We start from the raw sequence: 21,797 nt of genomic DNA, 5'->3' as shown, positions 1-21,797 counted from the left end.
CGTTACTCTGTCAGAGTGTGATGCGGAACTGTGCAAAGCCAGTCTCGCTACTGCCAGCGGGGGCGATGTTCATGCCATCCACAGTGTCAGCGTATTGCGCCCCGGCGGGACCCGTTTCAAAAATGACTGTTGTGTCGGGCATTGGGGCAAAGCGCCAATTTGCGTCTGCACGCGGGCTGACAGTGCCTTGTTCAACGATGTAGCGCACGATGACGTCACGGTTTGTGTCTGGACCTTCAAAGATGATCGTAGACCCATCTGCACCCGGAAAACTACCGCCGCCAGTTGCGCGGTAGTTATTGGTCGCGACAACAAATTCCTGCGTGGGCTCAATCGGAGCCCCGTTGAATTGCAGATTGATGATCCGATTCGTATCGGCGTGAATGACTTCACCTTCGCGGTTGAACATCGCAGGTTGCGATAGGTCAATTTCATAGCTGACGCCGTCGATGACGTCGAAGTTATAGCTTGGGAAGTCAGGGTTGAGCAGGATCGCATCTGTTGAACCCGGAGCAATTTGATTGAACATACCTGCGCTGCGTTCGAGCCAGAGTTTGACGTCTGCACCCGTTATTTTCACTGCGCGCACTGTATTTGGGTAAAGATAGAGGTCAGCAACGTTTTTGATCGCGACATCGCCGACAGGTACATCCGTGTAGTATTCCGGGCCACCACGACCGCCAGCCTTGAAGGGCGCTGCGGCAGAGAGGATGGGGAGGCCCTCGAACGGCGTGCCAACCATTTGTTCGGCGATGTACCAAGTCTGCGCGTTGGAAACGATTTGCACCGATGGATCGTCAGCGACCAAGGCAAAATAGCTGTGCAGCGGTGCGTCGGTCTTACCCACGGCTGTGCGGACATAGGTCAGTGTTTGATCATGGATATCTTGGACAGAGGCAAGAACAGGTGCGTAGTCTTCGACCAGTGGGGTGATGCTGCGGTCTTCTTCGCGGCGCGAAATGGGGCGCGCCTCGGATGTATGGGACAAGATCCGCCAGCCATTGCCATCGAGCTCGAGCAGCAGATCAACGAGCCCCATATGGCTGCCCCAGAAACCGCCCATCACGCCGGGTTTTCCGTTGATCGTACCGGCAGTTGTATCGACACCAGCCCAATCGTCATAATTCGATGACGGAAAGACGAGGTGGCTGTGCCCGGTGAGAATCGCGTCAATGCCGTCGATACCTGCCAAAGGAATCGCTGCATTCTCCATCCCGTCGGATTCATTTGTCTCGCCAATCCCAGAGTGGCAAAGCGCAACGATAATATCCGCGCCTTGTTCCTTCATTTGCGGCACATAGGCACGGGCGGATGCAACAATATCGCGGGCCTGCACGTTCCCTTCGAGGTGCTTGCGGTCCCAGTTCATGATCTGAGGCGGTACAAATCCGATGAGGCCGATCTTGATCGGGTGGGCGACGCCTGATCCGTCTGTGAGTGTGCGTTCCAGAATGACATAGGGTGGCAAGAGCGTGGTATCCGCTGTAGGTGTTGCGCCCATTTCCTTGACGACGTTGGCTGAAACGATGGGAAAGGTGGCCCCAGCGACGGATTTCATCAGGAACGGGACACCGTAGTTGAATTCGTGGTTACCCAATGTCGATGCATCGAAGCCAAGCGTATTCATTGCGGTGATGACAGGATGCATATCGCCTTCCTTCATGCCCCGTTCATAGGCGATATAATCGCCCATCGGGTTCCCTTGAAGAAAGTCACCATTGTCGAGCAAGAGCGCATTGGTCGATTCGGCGCGGATGCTTTCGATGATCGACGCTGTACGGGCCAAGCCGACGGTATCGACCGGACGGTCTGCATAGTAGTCATATGGAAACACGTGAACATGCAGGTCAGTGGTTTCCATCAGCCGCAAATGTGCCTGATTGGTTGCAGCGTTGACCGAAAACGGATGCATCGCGATCAGCCCGGCTGAACCCGCGATAAAGTGACGACGATTAAGACGAACTGTCATATGTCTATCCCCCAGTTATCTAGAATGTATAGAGCAGACATCTGGCGGGGAAATGTAACAAGGGTGTGAGCGAATGGAATGCAATCACGATAACGTGCGACTTCGCTTACGTGTATAAGTTATGCATATCGCTGGAAAAATAGCCCTCGTGATGATGAGAGGCTATTCGTAGCTGCGGTTTACAACCGTGAAATTCTGACCGCCAAAATAGCCGTTGACGGTACCATCGCCTGCGACCCCACGCGCGTCGAGCGCGATTTCGCCGGTGACCTTGCGCCCGCCGTTGCGGTCAGTTTCAACGTATTTGAAGCCAACTTCGGTTGCCGTTGTCACGCGTGTCCAACGTACCCTGAGGTTATTTGGGCGGATTTCAGTGTAGCGACAAGTCCCAAGCGTCCGCGTGCAATCATGCGGTTCATAGCGCACTTGGTAACCATCCTGATCTTCCCAGAGCAGATAATTGCCGTCACGGTCGAGGACCGTTGTAAAGGCTGGTTCACCTTCTGGGGATGCGCCGCGGTAGCTTTGGACCACGTAATTTCCGCGATCTGACCCGACAAACATGTGATGAATAAGGCCGTCACGGCTTTGGGACACACTGACGTAGTCGCCTGCGTTCAAGAGTTCAGGCTTCCAGCGAATATCGCCGGTTGGCTGCGCTGCACAGGCAGTAAGTGCTGCCAAACATGTGACGAGAAGGGGGAGCTTCATTTCACGGATCATCGTTACGAAACTTGGTCTTGGCCTATTTTACGTTAGGCAAAAAAGGCCGCCCCCAAAAAAGGGACGGCCTCAATCTTGTTAGCAACAAAGAATTACTCTTCGTCAGACGCTTCAGCAGCGGGTGCTTCGTCGTCAGCAAATTCGTCAGCAGCGGAACCGATGTCGTCGAACAGCTCTTGAATTTCGAATTCAGCAGCTGCTTCTTCTTCGGCGGCCAGCTCTGCAATGGACTTACCAGCAGCTTGCAGTTCAGCTTCTTCTTCGGAACGTGCAACGTTCAGCGAGATTGTTGCTGCGACTTCTGGGTGCAGGTTCACGGAAACTTCGTGCAGGCCGAGTTCTTTGATCGCGCCAAGCAGAACAACCTGCTTTTTGTCGATCGAGAAACCAGCTTCTGTTGCTGCTTCGGCGGCGTCACGTGTTGTAACAGAACCGTACAGGGAACCAGCGTCAGATGCAGAGCGGATGATGATGAATGTTTCACCGTCCAGCTTTTCAGCCAGCGCTTCTGCTTCTTTCTTGGTTTCCAGGTTGCGTGCTTCAAGCTGAGCTTTTTCTGCTTCGAAACGTGCAAGGTTTGCAGCGTTTACGCGCAGTGCTTTGCCTTGTGGCAGCAGGAAGTTACGTGCGTAGCCTTCTTTAACAGAAACGACTTCGCCCATCTGGCCCAGTTTGGCCACGCGCTCAAGGAGAATGATATCCATGTGATCGGTGTCCTTACTTTACTGCGTATGGCAGCAGGGCAAGGAAACGCGCGCGTTTGATCGCCTGAGCGAGCTTACGCTGGTTTTTTGCGCCAACAGCTGTGATACGGGCTGGAACGATTTTGCCGCGCTCAGAGATATAGCGCTGCAAAAGGCGAGTGTCTTTGTAGTCGATCTTAGGGGCGTTTTCACCTTCAAACGGATCGGACTTACGACGACGGAAAAATGGTTTAGTAGCCATGATTGTTGTCCTTATCTAAGATCTGATTAGCGGCGCTCGCGGCGTTCGCCACGGTCTTCGCGTTTTTGCATCTGGACGGAAGGGCCTTCTTCATGTGCGTCGACTTTGATTGTCAGTACGCGCATGACGTCGTCGTGCAGACGCATCAGGCGTTCCATTTCCTGAACCGCAGGTGCTGGCGCATCTGTGCGCAGCAGGGCGTAGTGGCCCTTGCGGTTTTTGTTGATCTTATAGGCCATCGTTTTGACGCCCCAGTATTCGTTTTCGATCAACTTGCCGCCATTGTCAGCAAGAACCGATCCGAAGTGTTCAATAAGGGCTTCAGCTTGCGAGTTGGACAGATCCTGACGCGCAATCATGACATGCTCGTATAGCGGCATGCTTACTCCAGTTCATTATCAGCGCATTTCAAAGCGTGGGGCAGCGATCCTTTCTGCACCCCACCCACGAGAGACTACGCAGTTCAACATTACGCAGAAAGGTTGCGGCCTTATACAGTGATGAACCCATGATGCAAGCGTCGTGTGCCTGTTTTTCTTAGCATGCCAAGATGATTTTGGCATTTTTTATCTCTGCCACGGCAGTGCCAATTTATCGCCCTGATTTACTGTTAATTCATTTCAAAAGGACATAGAGGGTGCGTCGTGACAGATACTATGGTTACTCAGAGCTTAGGCGGCCAAATGCAAATCGCAAAATCATCCAGCTTTTCAGTGGAAGACACCTTTTGGGGGTATCAAATCAAATCGGGCCGTAGCCCGGCTCTTGGTGTCGTGTTGGCGCAGATATTGTCCTATCTCTTTGGGGCAAGCTTTATGATCGCGGCGGTCAGTATCCTCGCGATGCCCGTTTTGTTTTTCGACGGTAATATTGGTGTTATCCGCATCATGGCGTCTGTTTTGTTCGGGGCAGTGGGGTTTTATCTGCTGTGGTTCGCAAGCCGCGGTTCCCAAGCAGAAGTTCACATCGACACCAGCGTTGGCGAAATTCGCGAGGTGATCACCAATCGCGCCGGGCGCCCCACAACGATCGGCGCCTATGGGTTTGATGCGATTAGCAGCGTTGGGATCGAGCCGCAGTCAGAGAGTGCTGTTGCGGCGCTGGTCCTAGAGTATCGTGATTCTGGTCAGCGGGTCAGTGTCGCCGAAGGGATCGAAGCGCAGCTGGTGCCGTTGCGTGACCGTTTGGCCCAGGATTTGATGGTCGAAACGCGCAGCGCGACCTAAATCATCGGCGTCAGTCGTTAGTTGTCGAACACAATTTGTTCAGAATTGCTGAATTGCTTTGTGCGGTAATGCACCTTCATTAGAGGGTGTAACTATTCGCAACTGGAGATTCCAATGAAGAACGTTCTTTTTGCAACCGCACTGGTTGCCTCTACCGCCGCCGTACCTGCTTTTGCTGCACCCGAAGCCTACGTGCTTGATGCGAGCCACAGCCAGATCATGTTCACCTACAACCACCTTGGTTTTTCCACAGGTATGGGCATGTTCTCTGGCTTTGAAGGCGAAATCAGCTTTGACCAAGAAGACCCAGCAGCATCCAGCGTAAGCGTATCATTCCCTGTGCGCAGCATGTTGACGGGCTGGGAAGGCCGTTTTGAGCACTTTATGTCAGACGATTTCTTTGGCGCGTCCGAAGATGAAATGGTCAGCTTTACCTCGACTTCGATTGAAGTCACAGGCGATGATACAGCACTGATCACAGGTGATCTGACACTGAACGGCGTCACAAAATCAGTCGTTTTGGATGCTAAGCTGAACCAAACTGGCATGCACCCAATGGCAGAAAAAGAATGGGCTGGTTTTGATGCGACAACAACGCTCATCCGTTCAGACTTTGAAGTTGGCGCATTCGCACCCTACGTCAGCGATGAAGTCGAAGTCACAATTTCTGTTGAAGCGATGAAAGCTGAATAATCTTTAAGATTTCTCGTTTTAAGGGCTGCACCTGTGTTCAGGTGCAGCCCTTTTTTATTAACGCGTGGCGGTGAGGTTAATGTCGACAGAGACATCAAATCCGAGGTTTTTGTCGTCCGCCATGCTCTGACCAATTTGGAAATCGCGGCGATCAAGCTTGAGCCCGCCAGACATCACCGCGGTATTGTCCGTTATATCAAGTGTGAATGGCATGCTCACGGGAACAGATATATCTTTGATGGTGAGCGTCCCATCCGCGACATAGCCTGCGTCTTGGGCCGTTATGTCGGCGGTAAACTGGGCAGTGGGGAAATTAGCGGTATCGAAGAAATCGCCGCCCATTGCTTGCCCGCTGACGGAACCAAGTTGCAGGGACCCGATTGCGATCGTGACTGCAGCTTGGCCCATTGTGCCGGTCGCGTTGGGATCAAAGGATATTACAGAAGTCCAATCTTCAAATTGGCCGGTCACTGGATTGCCAAGTTGGGTGATCGTGATCCCAATCGTGCCTTCGGTTACCATCCAATCGGATGCGGCTTGCTCTAATGCTGGGGCAGGGGTGTTATCGCTATGAGATAGCATGCCGCTCGCACTCGCACCTGCTGCCGCAAAGGCGTAGATGCCAAGCGCAATCAGCGGTGCTGCAAATGAATGATCTCGCGTTCCGGTTTCTGGTAGCGGCCTTTTGCCAAACCACATCCGTGATAGCGTCGCGTCTTTGTCGATGATCTGGTGTTTTAGCGCGCCGGCGACATGCAGCAATATCGAAACGATCAGGATTTTGCTCCAAATCCAATGCAGTCCAGAGAAGATTTCCGCCAAATGCTCGTCCTGGGGGATGAACGGAAGGCTCTGTCCGATGGGTAGCCAGATTGGTGCGAATCCAGATGTGGCTGCATGATGGAGCCACCCCGTCAGTGGAACAAATACGAGCGCTGTATATAGCGCCCAATGCACAACATGCGCGACAAGCGTTTCAGCCCGTCGTTCTGGGTGCAGGTCCCCCGGCGCTGTTTGCGTGATGGTCCATAGAATCCGGGCGAGCGCAACGGCGAATACGATGATCCCTAGCGTTTTGTGGGCTGAGAACAGCGGAACCTTGAGCGTAGAATCAAAAGGAAGTTCCTGAGCGATGAGCCCAAGGGGAATCAACGTCAGAATGAGCAGGGCGGTAAGCCAGTGAAAAACTTTGGTGACAGAACCATAGGTGCTGGCTGTGTTTGTGGCGGACATCTTTGTTCTCCAAGTTGTTCCGTTCAGGCTATCATTGTGGATGATTTGCGCAAACCGTCTGCTCTGTGTGTGTCATTACAGCTTGTGTGCGTTGCCGATCAGTTGACGCGTTGCTTGTGCGCTATGGCGCAGCAGGGTAAGCCTACGGCAAAATAACCGACCAACAAAGGAGAGGTCTGATGCGAGCATTCGTATTTCCGGGCCAAGGGGCACAGACAATTGGGATGGGACGCGCGCTGGCGGATGCCTATCCCGAGGCGAAAGCGATTTTCCAAGAAGTTGATGACGCGCTGGACGAAAATCTGTCTGGAATGATTTGGGAAGGCGACATTGCTGATCTCACGCTGACCGCAAATGCACAGCCCGCGTTGATGGCAACCTCTTTGGCCGCGATGCGCGCGCTTGAGGCTGAGGGGGTTCCAGTCACCGCGGCCGATTACGTCGCGGGGCATTCATTGGGTGAATATTCTGCGCTCGCCGCTGCTGGCGCGCTGAGCGTCGCTGATACGGCGCGTTTGTTACGTCTGCGTGGGACCGCTATGCAAGAGGCTGTACCCGTTGGCGTCGGCGCAATGGCGGCGATTCTTGGGTTGGATTTTGCGGCAGTTGACGCCATTGCAAAAGAAGCAGCCCAAGGCGAGGTTTGCCAAGCGGCAAACGACAATGATCCAGGTCAGGTGGTTGTGTCAGGTCACAAGGCGGCGGTTGAACGCGCGGCCGAGCTGGCGAAGGAAAAAGGCGCTCGCCGTGCGATGCTGCTGCCCGTGAGCGCACCTTTCCACTGCAGTTTGATGGAACCTGCAGCCACCGCCATGGCCGAGGCATTGGACGATGTCGTGATCAATACGCCTGCTGTGCCTCTGGTTGCGAATGTCGAGGCGAGTAGCGTGAGTGATCCAGCCGTCATTCGGTCGTTGTTGGTTGAACAGGTGACGGGTTCTGTGCGCTGGCGCGAGAGCGTGGCCTATATGGCGGCAAAGGGCGTTACGGAAATCTATGAAATCGGCGCAGGCAAGGCGCTTTGTGGCATGGTCAAACGGATTGATCGCAATGTGAGCGCGACGCCAGTTGGTACGCCGGAAGATATTGCTTCAGTGGCTGCGGCCCTGAAAGTTTAAGAAGGACTTAAGAATGTTTGATTTGAATGGGAAAAATGTACTGATTACGGGTGCCTCTGGCGGCATCGGTGGTGCAATTGCCAAGGCGCTTCACGGTGCGGGCGCAACTGTTGCGCTGTCTGGTACGCGCGTTGAGCCACTAGAGGCATTGGCGGCAGAACTGGGTGAGCGGGCGCATGTGTTGCCCTGTAACCTAAGCGATGCGGATGCGGTGAATGCGCTACCCAAGCAAGCGGCTGACGCGATGGGGGCGGTTGATGTTTTGGTGAATAACGCTGGAATCACACGCGACAATATCTTTATGCGGATGTCAGAAGAGGAATGGTCATCCGTTTTGGAGGTTAACCTGACCTCTACCATGCGCCTGTGCAAAGGTGTGATCCGTGGCATGATGAAATCCCGGTGGGGTCGTATTGTGAATATTTCCTCGATCGTGGGCGCCACAGGCAACCCAGGTCAGGCGAACTATGCGGCATCCAAGGCCGGTATGGTCGGTATGTCCAAATCTATCGCATACGAAGTGGCAAGCCGCGGAATCACGGTTAACTGCATCGCACCGGGTTTCATCACTACTGCGATGACCGATAAGCTAAATGATGAGCAAAAGGCAGGGATTTTGTCGCAAGTTCCCGCTGGTCGCATGGGCGAAGCAGATGAGATTGCTGCGGCAGTTTTGTATCTATCCAGCCCAGAAGCAGCTTATGTGACAGGGACAACCTTGCATGTGAATGGCGGTATGGCCATGCTCTGAAAACGGGTCATGAAATCGTTTGCCTAAGCGGAATTCTCTGCTATAGGCCACCCAGATTTGCCGAAAAATGCGCATGTGACGTCACGTCAGATGTTTGCGGCGCAGATCGGTAAAACCCTATATGGGGAAAACTAGGACGGGCAGTTGCCCAAATCAGAACGGGCATTGGCCCAGAAAGACATGAGGAATTGATATGAGCGACGTTGCAGATCGCGTACGCAAGATCGTAGTTGAGCATCTTGGTGTTGAAGAAGACAAAGTGACGGAAACTGCTTCCTTCATTGATGATCTGGGCGCAGACAGCCTTGACACTGTTGAGCTGGTTATGGCGTTCGAAGAAGAGTTCGGTATCGAAATCCCTGACGACGCTGCAGAAACCATCCAAACATTTGGTGATGCAGTGAAATTCATCAACGGCGCACAATAAGCCGTTCTGAAATTCAATGAAGCGGCGTCTTTTGGGGCGCCGTTTTTTTATGCAGGTCGGTTGCTTTGTAGAGGTTTCGTTCCTTAATTGAGAGCCAGACAGATTATGTGTGATGCGCCGAATGTGCGCATATGATGCCGCAGCACGTGGGGCGGTCTTGCCCCGTTGCTGTTGGCTAGGTTATCAGTGCATTCAAATACGCCAAGAGGTGAGGGCAGAATATGCGTCGAGTAGTTGTAACAGGCTTGGGTTTGGTAACCCCGCTTGCTGATGGGGTCGAAGAATCCTGGGAACGGATTTTGGATGGCCAATCCGGTGCCGGTAAGATCACTGGGTTTGATCCAAGCAAGCTGACGACACAATATGCGTGCGAAGTCCCGCTGGGCGATGGTACTGACGGTACGTTTAACGCAGACAAATACATGGACCCCAAGGAACAGCGTAAGGTTGATACCTTTATTATGTTCGGGATGGCCGCTGCGCAGCAGGCGATTGAAGATGCAAACTGGGCACCTGAAGATCGCGAGAGCCTTGAGCGCACGGGCGTTTTGATGGGGTCTGGCATCGGGGGATTGAACTCGATCGCGAATACGGCGGTGATGATGGCTGAAAAAGGTCCGCGCCGTGTTTCGCCATTCTTTGTTCCCGGTGCGTTGATCAACCTGATCTCGGGTCAGGTATCGATCAAATATGGATTCCGTGGTCCAAACCACGCGGTTGTAACGGCCTGTTCGACAGGCGCCCACGCAATTGGCGATGCATCACGTTTGATCCAACACGGTGATGCAGATGTGATGATCGCTGGTGGCGCTGAGGCTGCGATCTGCGAAATTGGGATCGCGGGCTTTAACGCCTGTAAGGCCCTGAGCACGAAATACAATGACGATCCAACGAAGGCGAGCCGCCCTTGGGATGCTGACCGCGACGGTTTTGTCATGGGCGAGGGTGCAGGCATTGTCGTGCTTGAAGAATATGAACACGCAAAGGCCCGTGGCGCAAAGATTTACGCCGAGGTTCTGGGCTACGGTCTGAGCGGTGACGCGCATCACATCACAGCGCCGCCACCTGATCACGAAGGTGCAGAGCGTGCGATGCGCGCAGCATGCCGTAACGCGGGAATTGAGCCGACACAGATCGACTACGTCAACGCACACGGCACATCTACGATGGCAGATACCATCGAATTGGGCGCAGTTGAGCGTCTGGTCGGGCCAGAGGCCGCCGCGAAGCTGACGATGTCATCGACAAAATCTGCGACTGGCCACTTGTTGGGGGCTGCTGGTGCAATTGAGGCGATTTTCTCGATCCTTGCGATCCGTGATCAGGTAGCCCCGCCGACGATCAACCTAGATAATCCAGCGGCCGAGACCGTGGTTGATCTATGTGCCAATGAAAAACGCGAGCGCAAGATTGATGTCGCACTGTCGAATTCGTTCGGCTTTGGCGGTACGAATGCCAGCGTTATCTTTGGGAAGGTCAGCTAATGTGGCGCCACATTGCGTCTAACTTTCTGACATTCTTTATTGTTGCTTTATTCCTTCTGGTGGGCGCTGTCGGCTGGGGAATAAAGCAATACTCTGCGCCGGGTCCCTTGGCGCAGGCAATTTGTTTTCAGGTGGACCGCGGCACGAACATGTCGCGGGTCGCCGATAAGCTGTTGGATCAGGGCGTTATTTCGTCTGAATTCATCTTTGAGACTGGTGCGGATTACTCTGAGAAATCTGGCTTGCTCAAAGCTGGCAGCTTTTTGGTGCCTGCTGCGGCCTCGATGGAAGAAGTTGTCGATATTGTCACGCGTGGCGGTCAGAATACCTGTGGTACAGAGGTTGTTTACCGTGTCGGTATCAATCGTATGCAGGTGCAGGTCCGCGAATTGGATCCCGCAACCAATCGGTTTGTTGAAATTGTGAATTACGATCCGGCAGAAGAAGAAACACCCGCTGAATACACCGAAGTGCGTGGGGCATCCGATACCCGTTATCGCGTATCGTTGGCCGAGGGTGTGACGAGCTGGCAAATCATCAACGAATTGAGCGCGATTGATATCTTGGTCGCTGATGTTCAGGAAACACCCGCAGAGGGGTCGCTGGCACCGGATAGCTATGACATCACACCTGACATGCGTGTTTCTGCGATTGTGGAACAGATGACTTCGCGCCAAGCAAATATTCTAGCGGAAGCATGGGCCAATCGTGCAGATGATCTGCCGTTGGCATCGCCAGAAGAAGCAATGATCTTGGCAAGTATCGTCGAGAAAGAAACGGGAGTTCCTGAAGAGCGCCGTCAGGTTGCGAGTGTTTTCGTTAACCGCCTGAACCAAGGTATGCGACTGCAAACAGACCCGACGGTTATCTATGGTATCACGCAAGGGCAGGGCATTTTGGGGCGCGGATTGCGTCAAAGTGAACTGCGCGGTGAGACGCCTTGGAACACCTATGTCATTGAAGGGCTTCCTCCGACACCGATTGCAAATCCGGGGCGGGCGAGCATTGAGGCAGCATTGAACCCAGACAGCACGGATTACATTTTCTTTGTTGCTGATGGGACCGGTGGCCATGCTTTTGCGCAGACACTGGACGAGCACAACCGAAATGTGGCCCGCTGGCGCGAGATCGAAGCAGAGCGTGCCGCAGATAATTGACCTGCTGTAAAGGTTAACTAAATAACAGCCGGGGGTGCGGAGTGACACCTTCGGCTGTTTGACTTTTTAGCCATTTTGTGACTATAGTTTCTTTGCTGGAAGACGCAGGAATGCGCCGCTCATGTAACGGAAGATTATCCTTACAGGCGAAAACATCATGACAAAAACCAATGATCAGGGGCGAGGTGCCCTTGATGCTGCCTCGGAGCGCGTGGCCGAGATTGCAGCGCTATATGTCCGTGTGCGGGACTATTTGCAGCTTATGCTGGATGATATCGGCCCGCCGACGGCCGCGACGCCAAAACCTCTTTTGAACAAAATCAGTGAATTGCAATCAGTGCACCTGAAGGTGCTTGCAGCGGAGGAGGCGTTTTATGCCCAACAACAAGCCAATCAGCCAGATGTCGAAATCGACTATGATGCCTTGCGGGCTGACATCGGGCGCCAAATTGATCGCATCCGCACCACGCTTGAACCAAGTTGAGTTTCTGAAGTCCTTGAGCGCGGCCCAGGTGGCGGCATTGCCTTATTTGTTCGAATTTTGGGCTTTGCCGCATCAGCTGCCGCCGATTGGTGATTGGCGCACTTGGGTCATTATGGGGGGGCGCGGCGCGGGCAAAACCCGCGCGGGCGCAGAGTGGGTCCGGTCAATGGTTGAGGGACCCCGCCCAAACGTTCCCGGAACCGCCCGGCGAGTTGCTATTGTGGCTGAGACCATGGATCAGGCGCGCGAGGTTATGGTTTTTGGCGAAAGCGGGATCATGGCAGTGAGCCCACCGGATCGTCGCCCAGATTGGATATCGACCCGGCGCATGCTGGTCTGGCCAAATGGTGCGCAGGCGCAGTTGTTTTCTGCGCATGAGCCCGAAAGCCTGCGTGGCCCGCAATTTGACGCGCTATGGGCGGATGAGCTGGCAAAGTGGCGCAAGGGCGGCGAGACGTGGGACATGCTGCAATTTGGTTTGCGGTTGGGGGATCATCCGCGGGCTTGTGTTACCACGACCCCGAGGCGGGTTTCTGTCCTGCGCGATTTGCTGTGCTTGGACACCACGGTGATGACGCACGCGCCGACACAAGCCAATCGGGCGAACCTTGCGCAAAGTTTCATTACTGAGATCGAGGCACGCTATGCGGGTACTTCGCTTGGGCGACAGGAAATTGATGGCACCTTGCTGGATGATGTTGATGGTGCGTTTTGGAGTATGGAGCAACTGGCCGCGTCGCAGGTGCGCAATGTGCCAGAGTGCACGCGTGTCGTTGTGGCGATTGATCCGGTTGCGACCTCGCACAAGGGGTCTGATGAATGCGGTATTGTCGTCGCCGGTGTCGTGATGGAGGGGCCGCCGCAAGAATGGCGTTCCTATGTGATTGCAGATTTGACGGTCGCTGCTGCGCGACCGAGCGATTGGGCAAAGGCTGCCATCTCGGCGATGCATCGCTTTGGTGCTGATCGGTTGGTCGCTGAGGTCAATCAGGGCGGCGATATGGTCGAGGCTGTTTTACGGCAATTGGACCCTTTGGTTCCTTATCGTTCTGTTCATGCGTCGCGTGGCAAGGTCGCACGAGCAGAGCCAATCGCCGCCCTTTATGAGCAGGGGCGCGTGAAACATGCGCGTGGTCTGGCTAAGTTGGAAGATCAAATGTGCCAGATGACTGCGACAGGTTTTGCGGGTCGCGGTTCGCCTGACCGGGTGGATGCGTTGGTATGGGCGCTGCATGATCTGATGATTGATCCTGCTCAGAAATGGCAAGAGCCCACTATTCGTGGGCTTTGATGCCGTTGCGTAGGGGTGCGTACGCATCCCTACCAACTTTGTAATCATTTAAATGCAAATTGTTTTTCATGGAACGCGGGACGTCACCTCGACGGATCGCCCCCAAAGGAGTTTTGAATGTTTGAATTCTTGAACCGCGCGACGCCTGAGCGGCCTGTGCCAGAGGCAAAGGCCTCGGCTACGGGGCGTGTTCGGGCGATGTCTGGCGCGGGTCGTGTCGCGTGGAGTCCGCGCGATACAGTGTCGCTGACCCGCACCGGGTTTACGCATAACCCAATCGGTTTTCGTGCGGTCAAGATGATTGCCGAAGCCGCAGCCGCTGTGCCGGTAGTGTTGCAAGATAGCGCCCGACGCTATGATGTGCACCCGGTGCTGTCGCTGCTCAAGCGGCCGAATGCTGGACAAGGCCGCGCTGAGCTATTCGAGGCGGTTGTTGGTCAACTCTTGTTGACGGGCAATGGGTATCTTGAGGCCGTTGGTGACGAAGGTTTACCGCTTGAGCTACATGTGTTGCGCTCGGACCGCATGGCGATTGTACCTGGTGCCGATGGCTGGCCTGCGGCGTATGAATATAGTGTTAACGGGCGCAAGCATCGTTTCACTGTCACAGACGGGCAGGGGCCGATCTGTCATATCAAGAACTTCCATCCGCAGGATGACCATTATGGGCTGTCCGCGCTTCAGGCGGCGGCAAATGCCGTGGATGTTCATAATGCGGCTTCGCGTTGGTCCAAGGCGTTGCTGGATAATGCCGCCCGTCCATCTGGTGCCATCGTGTATAAAGGTTCTGACGGTCAAGGATCATTGTCGGCGGATCAATATGATCGGTTGCTCAGTGAAATGGAAACCCAACATCAAGGCGCGCGCAATGCCGGGCGTCCGATGCTCTTAGAGGGTGGGTTGGACTGGAAGCCGATGGGTTTCTCGCCGTCAGATATGGAGTTCCAGAAGACCAAAGAGGCCGCGGCGCGCGAGATTGCTATCGCCTTTGGTGTTCCGCCGATGCTGTTGGGCATTCCGGGTGATGCGACCTATGCCAATTACCAAGAGGCCAATCGTGCGTTTTATCGACTGACTGTCTTACCTCTTGTGAGCCGTGTGACCAGCACGATTGCAGATTGGTTGTCGGATTTCTGCGGTGAAGACTTTGAGTTGAAACCAGATTTGGATCAGATCCCAGCGCTTTCGGTCGAGCGTGACGCGCAGTGGCGCCGCGTGAGTGACGCGGTTTTTCTGACCGATCCTGAAAAACGTGCATTGCTTGGTCTGCCAGCGATTGAGGTTGGCGATGCCGGGTAAGGTCGTTGATCTCGAGGGAAAACCACATCGTAGCACCAGACCGGTCGTCTCGGACTTTTGGTTTGCGCAGGTTGATGTGCGCCTAGGGCGGATCGAGTTCATGGTGACACGTCTAGAGCGCCAAATTTGGGCGGTCGTCTGTGGGTGTTTTGGTCTTTTGGTTTTCGAAATTGTGAAAGCACTAAGCGGGAGAGCGCTATGAGTTTGGAACATAAATTCTGCCATGTCGGTGCGGATGTGACGGTGACCGATGGTTCGGTGATCAGCGGTTATGCGTCGCTGTTTGGTTTGCCCGATCAGGGTGGTGATACAGTGATGCCCGGAGCCTATCGCGCGTCTTTGGCAAAGGGGCGTCAGATCAAGATGCTTTGGCAACATGACCCGGCACAACCGATTGGCGTTTGGGATGAGGTTCGCGAGGATGATCGCGGTCTGTGGGTCAAGGGGCGCTTGCTCACTGATGTGGCAAAGGGGCGCGAGGCAGCGTCGCTGGTCAGTGCTGGTGCCATCGACGGTTTGTCGATAGGATACCGCACCGTTAAGGCCCAAAAGGACGACAAGGGTGGACGCCTTTTGTCTCAGTTGGAGCTGTGGGAGGTGTCACTCGTGACCTTTCCTATGCTTCCTGATGCACGTGTTGCTGCGAAGGGCGATGACCCGACGTATGCGCCACTGCGTGAACTGGCCGCTGCATTTGAAGATGCACGCCGCCTGATGGCGATGGGTTAGCCCAGCCACAACAATCTAAGGACTGATTGATGATCAAAACTGAGAGCAATTCTCGGGTCGGAGAAGATGTGTCTCCTGCCCGGGAACTGAATGCGGCGATTGCCGGATTTGTAAGTGAATTCAAAGAGTTTTCTAACGGCATTAGTGCCAAAATTCAAAAACAGGATGACCGGATGAACAAGCTGGACCGTAAGACAATGATGAACGCGCGCACAGCATTGGCCAATTGTGCCACCGAAGATGCACCACATCAGAAAGCCTTTGCTGCCTATCTGCGTTCGGGCGATGATGACGCGCTGCGTGGTCTAGAGCTGGACGGTAAGTCGATGAACACTGCTGTGGCAGCAGATGGCGGTTATCTGGTTGATCCACAGACGTCTGATACAATCAAGGGCACGCTGTCTTCGACTGCCTCGATCCGGGCGATTGCCAATGTCGTGAGCGTTGATGCGACATCATATGATGTGCTGGTTGACCACACTGAAATGGGTGCTGGTTGGGCAACCGAGACAACCGCAACTGCTGAAACGGATACGCCGCAGATCGATCGTATCACCATTCCATTGCACGAACTGTCTGCGCTGCCCAAAGCGTCACAGCGATTGTTGGATGATAGCGCGTTCGACATCGAAGGCTGGCTGGCCGGTCGTATCGCAGATAAATTTGCGCGCTCTGAAGCGGGCGCATTTATTAACGGCGACGGTATCGATAAACCCACAGGTCTGCTGAACTATCCAACAGTTGATAATGACGTTTGGGCATGGGGCAACCTGGGCTATGTCCCGACTGGCACAACGGGTGGCATTGATGGCGGTGACGCAATTGTCGATCTGGTTTATGCGCTGGGTGCTGAATACCGTGCGAATGGTACATTCGTAATGAATTCGAAAACTGCTGGCACCATCCGCAAGCTCAAAGACAATGATGGTCGTTTCTTGTGGTCTGATGGTCTGGCTGCGGGCGAGCCAGCGCGCCTGATGGGTTACCCGGTGCTGATTGCCGAGGATATGCCTGACATTGCCGCTGATGCGACAGCGATTGCCTTTGGCGACTTTGGTGCGGGTTACACCGTTGCTGAACGTCCAGATTTGCGCGTGCTGCGCGATCCGTTCTCGGCCAAGCCACATGTGCTGTTTTATGCGACCAAACGCGTGGGTGGTGCCGTCAGCGACTTTGCCGCGATCAAACTGCTGAAATTCGCAACGAGCTAAGCCCGTTGTGAGCAGGGGGTAAGCCCCCGTTCCCCGGACATATATGCGGGCCAGTGTTGTCCAGCATTTTCCTTCCGTCCGAGTGGCGCTGGTCCGTCATGTCCGGGGTTTTGACCTGATCAATCAAAATATCAGAGATTTTCGGAGATAATCCATGATGTTAGTCGAAGAGACCACCGTGCCACAATCGGCGCTACCGGTCGCACAATTCAAAGACCATTTGCGCCTTGGTTCGGGTTTCTCCGATGATGGGTTACAAGACGGTGTTTTGGAAAGCTATTTGCGCGCGGCCACCGCTGCCATCGAAGCGCGGACAGGTAAGATCCTTATTGAACGCGAATTTAGCTGGACATTGACCGCGTGGCGCGATGCACGTCGTCAGCCGCTACCTGTTGCCCCAGTAAGCGCAATTTCTAACCTGAGTGTTACTGCGCAAAATGGCGATGAAACTGTTGCAGATGCTGACAGTTGGTATCTTGAGCCAGACAATCAGCGCCCAAGTCTCAAGGCCGCTGGAACGGCGCTACCACATATCCCAATGAACGGATCAGTTCGTATTGGATTTATGGCTGGCTTTGGTCCCGAGTGGTCAGATTTGCCTGCTGATCTGGGGCATGCCGCTTTGATGTTGGCGGCGCATTACTATGAATTTCGTCACGATGTTAATCATGGCACCGCAGCGATGCCATTTGGTGTGTCGGCCTTGATCGAACAGTACCGCACGGTCCGCCTGTTTATGGGGAACCCGGTATGAAGGCGCAAAGGTTAAACCGTGCGCTGGTTCTTGAAGCGCCGCAGCAAGTCAGCGATGGCGCCGGAGGCTATATCCGTGAATGGCAGCCATTGGGAATTCTATGGGCCGCGATTAAGGCCGGCACTGGGCGCGAGGCCGCTGCATTTGCGGCCAGCGTGTCGCGTGTTCCGTACCGTATCACAGTGCGCGCCGCCCAAGAAGGGGCTGCCTCACGCCCGGTTGCAGGGCAACGTTTTCGTGAAGGCAACCGCGTTTTCAACATTACAGCCGTGGCAGAGCAGGATGCGGATGCAAGGTTCCTGACCTGTCATGCCGTAGAGGAGACTGCATCATGAGCTATGGTGTTGCATCGGCCTTGCAGGCCGCAGTTTATGAATGTCTTTCCCAAGACCCGGCGTTGAGCAATCTGGTCGGGAGCGCGATTTACGATGCTTTGCCCGCCGGGAGCCTACCACCACTTTATGTGGTGCTGGGGGCCGAGGATGTGCGCGATGCCTCTGACAAGACGGGCGGCGGAGCAGTTCACGAGTTTACAATATCGGTCGTGACCGAAAGTGCCGGGTTTTCGACAGCAAAATCGGCCGCGGCTGCTGTGTCAGATGCGCTGGTTGATGCGGAGCTGCCTTTGAGCCGCGGAGCTCTGGTGTCGTTGAGTTTTTACAAGGCTAAGGCCGCGCGCGTCGGCACCGGCGATATGCGTCAGATTAACCTGATTTTCCGCGCCCGTGTCGCGGATGATGTTTAACCCCCATAAGGAGTAGAAGGCTATGGTAGCCCAAAACGGCAAAGACCTTTTGGTCAAAATTGACATGACCGGCGACGGCCTATTCGAGACAGTCGCGGGTCTGCGCGCCACACGCATCAGCTTTAATGCGGAAAGCGTTGATGTCACCAGCCTCGAGAGCACAGGCGGTTGGCGCGAATTGCTTGGTGGTGCAGGCGTTAAGACGGCTTCGATCTCTGGGTCAGGTGTCTTTAAGGATGACGCCACTGACGAGCGCGCGCGCCAGATTTTCTTTGACGGTGAAACACCCAATTTTCAGGTGATTATTCCTGACTTTGGCACAGTAGAAGGCCCGTTCCAAATCAGTGCTATTGAATATGCGGGGTCGCACAATGGCGAGGCGACATACGAGTTATCGTTGTCATCGGCTGGTGCGCTTAGCTTTACGGCGTTGATCTAATGGCAAACCCTTGGACCGGCGAGGCCGAAGTACGCATTGATGGCGTAGCCTATACCTGCAAACTGACTTTGGGGGCTCTCGCTGAACTCGAAGCCAATCTTGGCGAAGGATCATTGATTGATCTTATTCGTCGGTTCGAGGGCGGTGCCTTTTCCAGCCGCGACGTGATGGCGGTCATTGTTGCCGGATTACGCGGCGCGGGCTGGGAGGGGACGTCAGAGGATCTGATGACGGCAGAGATTGCTGGTGGTCCCGTGGGGGCTGCACAGTTGGCGGCGACCTTGCTTGCGCGGGCGTTTGCGATGCCGACATGATTGGTTTGGATTGGCCGGGACTGATGCATGCGGGCCTTCATGGGCTGCGTCTGACGCCCGCGCAGTTTTGGGCGTTAACACCTTTAGAGCTGCAAACGATGTTGGGCCTTCAGCAGGTGACTGCACCTATGGGCCGCGAGCGGTTGGCCGCATTGCAGGCCGCATTTCCTGATGCACGAAAGGAGAGTGTGAATGGATAGTTTAGATAAAATTGACCAGCTCGACAGCGATGTCTCGGCGCTGGAACAAACGATTGGCGACGCCGCGCAGGTCACCGCTGCGTTCGATAGCCAGTTGCGTGGGGTGCAAACCGCATTGGCGGACACAACACGAGATTTGGGCAATCTGGAACGCGGATTTTCGGGCGGGTTGCGGCGCGCATTTGATGGGTTGGTGCTGGATGGCACGAAATTGTCTGATGCGCTGAGCGGGTTGGCACAATCGATGATCAACACGGCCTATTCTGCGGCTGTAAATCCGGTGATGAACCATCTGGGTGGTGCTGTAGCTGATGGGCTGAACTCGGCAGTCGCTAGTATGATGCCCTTTGCCGATGGCGGTGCGTTTAGTCAGGGGCGCGTGATGCCCTTTGCAAAAGGTGGCGTTGTCAGCAGCCCGGTGACCTTTCCCATGCGCGGTGGCACTGGCCTGATGGGCGAAGCTGGCCCCGAAGCCATCATGCCGCTGACACGCGGTGCTGATGGGCGACTTGGTGTGCGGAGTCAGGGCGGCGGAGCAGTGACCGTCAACATGAATATCTCAAGCCCCGATGCACAAAGCTTTCAACGATCACAAGGTCAGATTGCATCGCAGATGGCGCGCGCCTTGGGGCGTGGTCAACGTAACAGATAAGAGGTCATCATGACATTTCATGACATTCGGTTTCCTGCCTCATTGAGCTTTGGGTCCGTGGGCGGGCCAGAGCGGCGCACTGACATTGTTACGCTCGCGAATGGATTTGAGGAACGCAACACGCCCTGGGCCCATGCAAGGCGCCGCTATGACGCGGGCATGGGGCTGCGGTCGCTCGACGATGTTGAAACGTTGATTTCGTTTTTTGAGGCCCGACAGGGACAATTGATCGGTTTTCGTTGGAAGGACTGGAGTGACTTTAAGTCGTGTTCGCCGTCCAAAGAAGTCGAGGCAGGTGATCAGTTGATCGGGGTAGGTGACGAAACACGCGCGACTTTTCAGCTAAGCAAGACTTACCGCTCGGGTGAGACCAGCTATGTGCGCCCCATCGCGAAACCTGTGGTGGGCAGTGTGCACGTCGCCATTGGTGCGGTCGAGCAGCGCGAAGGCGTTGATTACGAAATTGACCATACCACAGGGGTGCTGACCTTTGGGCATCCTCCTGATGTCGGGGCAGATATTCGTGCGGGCTTTGAATTCGACGTACCAGTGCGGTTTGATACCGATTCAATTATGACCTCTGTGTCGAACTTCCAAGCGGGTGAAATCCCGAATGTGCCGATTGTTGAGGTGCGTGTATGACCAACGCATCCTTGCTTTCGCATCTCTCAGTCGGTGCGACACACACCTGTTATTGTTGGGCGCTTGAGCGGACCGATGGTTTCACGCTTGGCTTTACAGATCATGATCAAGTGATCGTATTCGATGGGATGACCTTTAAGCCCGAGAACGGTCTAAGCGCGCGTGCACTGGCGAGCACAAGCGGGCTATCGGTCAATAATACCGAGGCGGTTGGCGTATTGTCAGATAGTGCCATCACCGAAGCTGATATTGACGCAGGGCGTTATGATGGCGCGCAGGTTCGTATATGGTTGGTGCAATGGGACGACCCAGAGGCACGGCAATTGCGATTTCAGGGCAGCGTCGGGGAAATCACGCGTGCAAACGGTGGATTTCAGGCCGAACTACGGGGCTTGACCGAGGCGTTAAACCAACCGCAAGGGCGCTCGTATCTCAAGACATGCAGTGCTGTTTTGGGGGATGCCCGTTGCGGCGTGGACCTATTGGACCCTGCCTTTAGTACTACTGCGTCGGTCGCTGCGGCCACCGAAGGTCAAAGTTTTGTTTTTGAGGGGATATCGCCATTTAACGCGCGTTGGTTTGAGGGCGGACAGTTGATCGTTGAAACGGGCGCGGCAAACGGGCTGCGTGGCGTGATCAAGTCTGATGTGACCGAAGGTACGCGGCGCATTATCACCCTCTGGGAACCCATTCGTGCTGCGATAGGAACGGAAGATATTTTGCGACTTGTTGCAGGCTGTGATAAGCGCGGTATTACATGCCGTGAAAAGTTTAGCAATTTCATAAACTTCCAAGGCTTTCCTGATCTTCCTGGTGACGATTGGTTGGTCAACATTCCGCGTAGCTCTGGCGCGAATACGGGCGGGAGCCTGCGCAAATGAGCGAACGCATTGTAGAGATCGCACGCACATGGATTGGTACGCCTTATTTGCATCAAGCATCTGTACAAGGTGTCGGCTGTGACTGTTTAGGGTTGTTGCGTGGCGTCTGGCGCACATATTTCGGCACAGAGCCCGAAGAGGTACCAGCCTATACCGCTGATTGGTCAGAACCGCAGGGGCAGGAATTGCTGTATCAGGCTGGGCTGCGCCATATGAAAGAGGTGAGCGGTACACCGCTCTGTGCGGGGCAGGTTTTGCTGTTTCGGATGCGCGATGGCCTTGTGGCGAAACATATCGGCATTGTGTCACAATCTGCGCCGCAGCCGATGTTCATTCATTCTTATTCAGGTCACGGAGTGATCGAGAGCCCTTTGTCGGGCCCATGGCGCCGCCGTATTGCGGCGCAGTTTGAAATTTCTCAAGGATAAAA

Annotated in this window: 28 protein-coding genes; 22 read left to right on the top strand and 6 right to left on the bottom strand. The window is 54.7% G+C overall.

Annotation, left to right across the window (positions count from 1 at the left end; genetic code table 11):
- Nucleotides 1–10: 10 nt before the first annotated feature.
- The 5 genes from TW80_RS05940 to rpsF form a co-directional block, all read right to left on the bottom strand.
- On the bottom strand, nucleotides 11–1,969 hold the full coding sequence (locus tag TW80_RS05940) for a bifunctional 2',3'-cyclic-nucleotide 2'-phosphodiesterase/3'-nucleotidase (protein WP_045996362.1): 1,959 nt from the start codon (nucleotides 1,967–1,969) through the stop codon (nucleotides 11–13).
- Between the two features lie 162 nt (nucleotides 1,970–2,131).
- Entirely contained in the window at nucleotides 2,132–2,680 is a 549-nt protein-coding gene (locus TW80_RS05935; protein ID WP_157033217.1) for a hypothetical protein, read from the bottom strand.
- A gap of 104 nt (nucleotides 2,681–2,784) precedes the next feature.
- The gene (rplI, locus tag TW80_RS05930) at nucleotides 2,785–3,396 is read right to left on the bottom strand and encodes a 50S ribosomal protein L9 (protein WP_045996360.1); all 612 of its coding nucleotides are present in this window, start codon (nucleotides 3,394–3,396) and stop codon (nucleotides 2,785–2,787) included.
- Nucleotides 3,397–3,409: 13 nt separating this feature from the next.
- Complete coding sequence (rpsR, locus tag TW80_RS05925; protein ID WP_045996359.1) at nucleotides 3,410–3,637, bottom strand: 30S ribosomal protein S18; 228 nt, start codon at nucleotides 3,635–3,637, stop codon at nucleotides 3,410–3,412.
- 26 nt (nucleotides 3,638–3,663) lie between these two features.
- A complete protein-coding gene (gene rpsF, locus TW80_RS05920; RefSeq protein WP_045996358.1) occupies nucleotides 3,664–4,017 on the bottom strand; it encodes a 30S ribosomal protein S6 in 354 nt (117 codons plus the stop codon).
- Nucleotides 4,018–4,281: 264 nt separating this feature from the next.
- Here rpsF and TW80_RS05915 point away from each other — a divergent pair, with 264 nt between their 5' ends.
- A complete protein-coding gene (locus tag TW80_RS05915) occupies nucleotides 4,282–4,863 on the top strand; it encodes a hypothetical protein (RefSeq protein ID WP_239450494.1) in 582 nt (193 codons plus the stop codon).
- A 114-nt stretch (nucleotides 4,864–4,977) separates the two neighbouring features.
- A complete protein-coding gene (locus tag TW80_RS05910) occupies nucleotides 4,978–5,556 on the top strand; it encodes a YceI family protein (RefSeq protein ID WP_045996356.1) in 579 nt (192 codons plus the stop codon).
- Between the two features lie 57 nt (nucleotides 5,557–5,613).
- Here the strand turns inward: TW80_RS05910 and TW80_RS05905 are convergent, their stop codons facing one another.
- Nucleotides 5,614–6,789, bottom strand: a complete 1,176-nt coding sequence (locus TW80_RS05905) for a cytochrome b/b6 domain-containing protein (protein WP_045996355.1) — start codon at nucleotides 6,787–6,789, stop codon at nucleotides 5,614–5,616.
- A 179-nt stretch (nucleotides 6,790–6,968) separates the two neighbouring features.
- Between TW80_RS05905 and fabD the strand changes: the two genes are divergently transcribed.
- The 20 genes from fabD to TW80_RS05800 all read left to right on the top strand — a co-directional run bounded on the left by fabD (nucleotide 6,969) and on the right by TW80_RS05800 (nucleotide 21,795).
- Entirely contained in the window at nucleotides 6,969–7,907 is a 939-nt protein-coding gene (gene fabD, locus TW80_RS05900; protein ID WP_045996354.1) for an ACP S-malonyltransferase, read from the top strand.
- A 13-nt stretch (nucleotides 7,908–7,920) separates the two neighbouring features.
- The gene (fabG, locus tag TW80_RS05895) at nucleotides 7,921–8,658 is read left to right on the top strand and encodes a 3-oxoacyl-[acyl-carrier-protein] reductase (RefSeq protein WP_045996353.1); all 738 of its coding nucleotides are present in this window, start codon (nucleotides 7,921–7,923) and stop codon (nucleotides 8,656–8,658) included.
- A 193-nt stretch (nucleotides 8,659–8,851) separates the two neighbouring features.
- Nucleotides 8,852–9,085 carry an acyl carrier protein gene (locus TW80_RS05890; protein ID WP_045996352.1) on the top strand — a complete coding sequence of 78 codons (234 nt, stop codon included), beginning with the start codon at nucleotides 8,852–8,854 and terminating at the stop codon, nucleotides 9,083–9,085.
- A gap of 221 nt (nucleotides 9,086–9,306) precedes the next feature.
- Nucleotides 9,307–10,569 carry a beta-ketoacyl-ACP synthase II gene (gene fabF / locus TW80_RS05885; protein WP_045996351.1) on the top strand — a complete coding sequence of 421 codons (1,263 nt, stop codon included), beginning with the start codon at nucleotides 9,307–9,309 and terminating at the stop codon, nucleotides 10,567–10,569.
- Nucleotides 10,569–11,726 (top strand): endolytic transglycosylase MltG, encoded by a 1,158-nt coding sequence (gene mltG, locus TW80_RS05880; RefSeq protein ID WP_045996350.1) that lies wholly within the window; start codon nucleotides 10,569–10,571, stop codon nucleotides 11,724–11,726. The genes fabF and mltG overlap by 1 nt, the downstream gene beginning before the upstream one ends.
- Nucleotides 11,727–11,883: 157 nt before the next feature.
- Complete coding sequence (locus tag TW80_RS05875; protein WP_045996349.1) at nucleotides 11,884–12,210, top strand: hypothetical protein; 327 nt, start codon at nucleotides 11,884–11,886, stop codon at nucleotides 12,208–12,210.
- Entirely contained in the window at nucleotides 12,143–13,501 is a 1,359-nt protein-coding gene (locus TW80_RS05870; RefSeq protein ID WP_239450513.1) for a DNA-packaging protein, read from the top strand. The genes TW80_RS05875 and TW80_RS05870 overlap by 68 nt, the downstream gene beginning before the upstream one ends.
- A 117-nt stretch (nucleotides 13,502–13,618) precedes the next feature.
- Nucleotides 13,619–14,800 carry a phage portal protein gene (locus TW80_RS05865; RefSeq protein ID WP_045996347.1) on the top strand — a complete coding sequence of 394 codons (1,182 nt, stop codon included), beginning with the start codon at nucleotides 13,619–13,621 and terminating at the stop codon, nucleotides 14,798–14,800.
- A gap of 198 nt (nucleotides 14,801–14,998) precedes the next feature.
- A complete protein-coding gene (locus TW80_RS05855) occupies nucleotides 14,999–15,529 on the top strand; it encodes an HK97 family phage prohead protease (protein ID WP_045996346.1) in 531 nt (176 codons plus the stop codon).
- 29 nt (nucleotides 15,530–15,558) lie between these two features.
- The gene (locus TW80_RS05850; RefSeq protein ID WP_045996345.1) at nucleotides 15,559–16,740 is read left to right on the top strand and encodes a phage major capsid protein; all 1,182 of its coding nucleotides are present in this window, start codon (nucleotides 15,559–15,561) and stop codon (nucleotides 16,738–16,740) included.
- A gap of 154 nt (nucleotides 16,741–16,894) precedes the next feature.
- Complete coding sequence (locus TW80_RS05845; RefSeq protein ID WP_045996344.1) at nucleotides 16,895–17,494, top strand: head-tail connector protein; 600 nt, start codon at nucleotides 16,895–16,897, stop codon at nucleotides 17,492–17,494.
- Complete coding sequence (locus TW80_RS05840) at nucleotides 17,491–17,829, top strand: phage head closure protein (protein WP_045996343.1); 339 nt, start codon at nucleotides 17,491–17,493, stop codon at nucleotides 17,827–17,829. The genes TW80_RS05845 and TW80_RS05840 overlap by 4 nt, the downstream gene beginning before the upstream one ends.
- Nucleotides 17,826–18,239, top strand: a complete 414-nt coding sequence (locus TW80_RS05835) for a DUF3168 domain-containing protein (RefSeq protein ID WP_045996342.1) — start codon at nucleotides 17,826–17,828, stop codon at nucleotides 18,237–18,239. The genes TW80_RS05840 and TW80_RS05835 overlap by 4 nt, the downstream gene beginning before the upstream one ends.
- Nucleotides 18,240–18,261: 22 nt before the next feature.
- Complete coding sequence (locus TW80_RS05830) at nucleotides 18,262–18,678, top strand: phage major tail protein, TP901-1 family (protein ID WP_045996341.1); 417 nt, start codon at nucleotides 18,262–18,264, stop codon at nucleotides 18,676–18,678.
- A complete protein-coding gene (locus tag TW80_RS05825; RefSeq protein WP_045996340.1) occupies nucleotides 18,678–18,992 on the top strand; it encodes a gene transfer agent family protein in 315 nt (104 codons plus the stop codon). Before TW80_RS05830 ends, TW80_RS05825 begins: the two co-directional genes overlap by 1 nt.
- Nucleotides 18,989–19,192 carry a rcc01693 family protein gene (locus TW80_RS05820; RefSeq protein ID WP_045996339.1) on the top strand — a complete coding sequence of 68 codons (204 nt, stop codon included), beginning with the start codon at nucleotides 18,989–18,991 and terminating at the stop codon, nucleotides 19,190–19,192. Before TW80_RS05825 ends, TW80_RS05820 begins: the two co-directional genes overlap by 4 nt.
- Nucleotides 19,185–19,844, top strand: coding sequence for a phage tail tape measure protein (locus TW80_RS05815; protein WP_045996338.1), 660 nt, complete (start codon nucleotides 19,185–19,187; stop codon nucleotides 19,842–19,844). Before TW80_RS05820 ends, TW80_RS05815 begins: the two co-directional genes overlap by 8 nt.
- Before the next feature lie 9 nt (nucleotides 19,845–19,853).
- Nucleotides 19,854–20,486, top strand: a complete 633-nt coding sequence (locus TW80_RS05810; RefSeq protein ID WP_045996337.1) for a DUF2460 domain-containing protein — start codon at nucleotides 19,854–19,856, stop codon at nucleotides 20,484–20,486.
- Nucleotides 20,483–21,367 (top strand): DUF2163 domain-containing protein, encoded by an 885-nt coding sequence (locus TW80_RS05805; protein ID WP_045996336.1) that lies wholly within the window; start codon nucleotides 20,483–20,485, stop codon nucleotides 21,365–21,367. Before TW80_RS05810 ends, TW80_RS05805 begins: the two co-directional genes overlap by 4 nt.
- A complete protein-coding gene (locus TW80_RS05800) occupies nucleotides 21,364–21,795 on the top strand; it encodes an NlpC/P60 family protein (protein ID WP_045996335.1) in 432 nt (143 codons plus the stop codon). Before TW80_RS05805 ends, TW80_RS05800 begins: the two co-directional genes overlap by 4 nt.
- The last annotated feature ends 2 nt before the right edge of the window (nucleotides 21,796–21,797 follow it).

Source organism: Loktanella sp. S4079 (genome assembly GCF_000967725.1).
In the GTDB taxonomy this organism is placed as follows: Bacteria; Pseudomonadota; Alphaproteobacteria; order Rhodobacterales; family Rhodobacteraceae; genus Yoonia.
The sequence above is the reverse complement of the archived record's forward strand: the minus strand, read 5'-3'. Positions and strand labels throughout refer to the sequence as shown.

Excerpts from the sequence above, each read along its gene's own strand:
- TW80_RS05825 (WP_045996340.1), top strand. The coding sequence starts at position 18,678 with ATGGCAAACCCTTGGACCGGCGAGGCCGAAGTACGCATTGATGGCGTA.
- TW80_RS05815 (WP_045996338.1), top strand. The coding sequence starts at position 19,185 with ATGGATAGTTTAGATAAAATTGACCAGCTCGACAGCGATGTCTCGGCG.
- TW80_RS05805 (WP_045996336.1), top strand. The coding sequence starts at position 20,483 with ATGACCAACGCATCCTTGCTTTCGCATCTCTCAGTCGGTGCGACACAC.
- rpsR (WP_045996359.1), bottom strand. The coding sequence starts at position 3,637 with ATGGCTACTAAACCATTTTTCCGTCGTCGTAAGTCCGATCCGTTTGAA.
- TW80_RS05820 (WP_045996339.1), top strand. The coding sequence starts at position 18,989 with ATGATTGGTTTGGATTGGCCGGGACTGATGCATGCGGGCCTTCATGGG.
- TW80_RS05875 (WP_045996349.1), top strand. The coding sequence starts at position 11,884 with ATGACAAAAACCAATGATCAGGGGCGAGGTGCCCTTGATGCTGCCTCG.
- TW80_RS05905 (WP_045996355.1), bottom strand. The coding sequence starts at position 6,789 with ATGTCCGCCACAAACACAGCCAGCACCTATGGTTCTGTCACCAAAGTT.
- TW80_RS05850 (WP_045996345.1), top strand. The coding sequence starts at position 15,559 with ATGATCAAAACTGAGAGCAATTCTCGGGTCGGAGAAGATGTGTCTCCT.
- TW80_RS05890 (WP_045996352.1), top strand. The coding sequence starts at position 8,852 with ATGAGCGACGTTGCAGATCGCGTACGCAAGATCGTAGTTGAGCATCTT.
- TW80_RS05855 (WP_045996346.1), top strand. The coding sequence starts at position 14,999 with ATGAGTTTGGAACATAAATTCTGCCATGTCGGTGCGGATGTGACGGTG.
- TW80_RS05840 (WP_045996343.1), top strand. The coding sequence starts at position 17,491 with ATGAAGGCGCAAAGGTTAAACCGTGCGCTGGTTCTTGAAGCGCCGCAG.
- rpsF (WP_045996358.1), bottom strand. The coding sequence starts at position 4,017 with ATGCCGCTATACGAGCATGTCATGATTGCGCGTCAGGATCTGTCCAAC.
- TW80_RS05830 (WP_045996341.1), top strand. The coding sequence starts at position 18,262 with ATGGTAGCCCAAAACGGCAAAGACCTTTTGGTCAAAATTGACATGACC.
- TW80_RS05845 (WP_045996344.1), top strand. The coding sequence starts at position 16,895 with ATGATGTTAGTCGAAGAGACCACCGTGCCACAATCGGCGCTACCGGTC.
- fabG (WP_045996353.1), top strand. The coding sequence starts at position 7,921 with ATGTTTGATTTGAATGGGAAAAATGTACTGATTACGGGTGCCTCTGGC.
- TW80_RS05935 (WP_157033217.1), bottom strand. The coding sequence starts at position 2,680 with ATGAAGCTCCCCCTTCTCGTCACATGTTTGGCAGCACTTACTGCCTGT.
- TW80_RS05910 (WP_045996356.1), top strand. The coding sequence starts at position 4,978 with ATGAAGAACGTTCTTTTTGCAACCGCACTGGTTGCCTCTACCGCCGCC.
- TW80_RS05800 (WP_045996335.1), top strand. The coding sequence starts at position 21,364 with ATGAGCGAACGCATTGTAGAGATCGCACGCACATGGATTGGTACGCCT.
- fabF (WP_045996351.1), top strand. The coding sequence starts at position 9,307 with ATGCGTCGAGTAGTTGTAACAGGCTTGGGTTTGGTAACCCCGCTTGCT.
- rplI (WP_045996360.1), bottom strand. The coding sequence starts at position 3,396 with ATGGATATCATTCTCCTTGAGCGCGTGGCCAAACTGGGCCAGATGGGC.
- TW80_RS05810 (WP_045996337.1), top strand. The coding sequence starts at position 19,854 with ATGACATTTCATGACATTCGGTTTCCTGCCTCATTGAGCTTTGGGTCC.
- fabD (WP_045996354.1), top strand. The coding sequence starts at position 6,969 with ATGCGAGCATTCGTATTTCCGGGCCAAGGGGCACAGACAATTGGGATG.
- mltG (WP_045996350.1), top strand. The coding sequence starts at position 10,569 with ATGTGGCGCCACATTGCGTCTAACTTTCTGACATTCTTTATTGTTGCT.
- TW80_RS05870 (WP_239450513.1), top strand. The coding sequence starts at position 12,143 with ATGATGCCTTGCGGGCTGACATCGGGCGCCAAATTGATCGCATCCGCA.
- TW80_RS05940 (WP_045996362.1), bottom strand. The coding sequence starts at position 1,969 with ATGACAGTTCGTCTTAATCGTCGTCACTTTATCGCGGGTTCAGCCGGG.
- TW80_RS05865 (WP_045996347.1), top strand. The coding sequence starts at position 13,619 with ATGTTTGAATTCTTGAACCGCGCGACGCCTGAGCGGCCTGTGCCAGAG.
- TW80_RS05835 (WP_045996342.1), top strand. The coding sequence starts at position 17,826 with ATGAGCTATGGTGTTGCATCGGCCTTGCAGGCCGCAGTTTATGAATGT.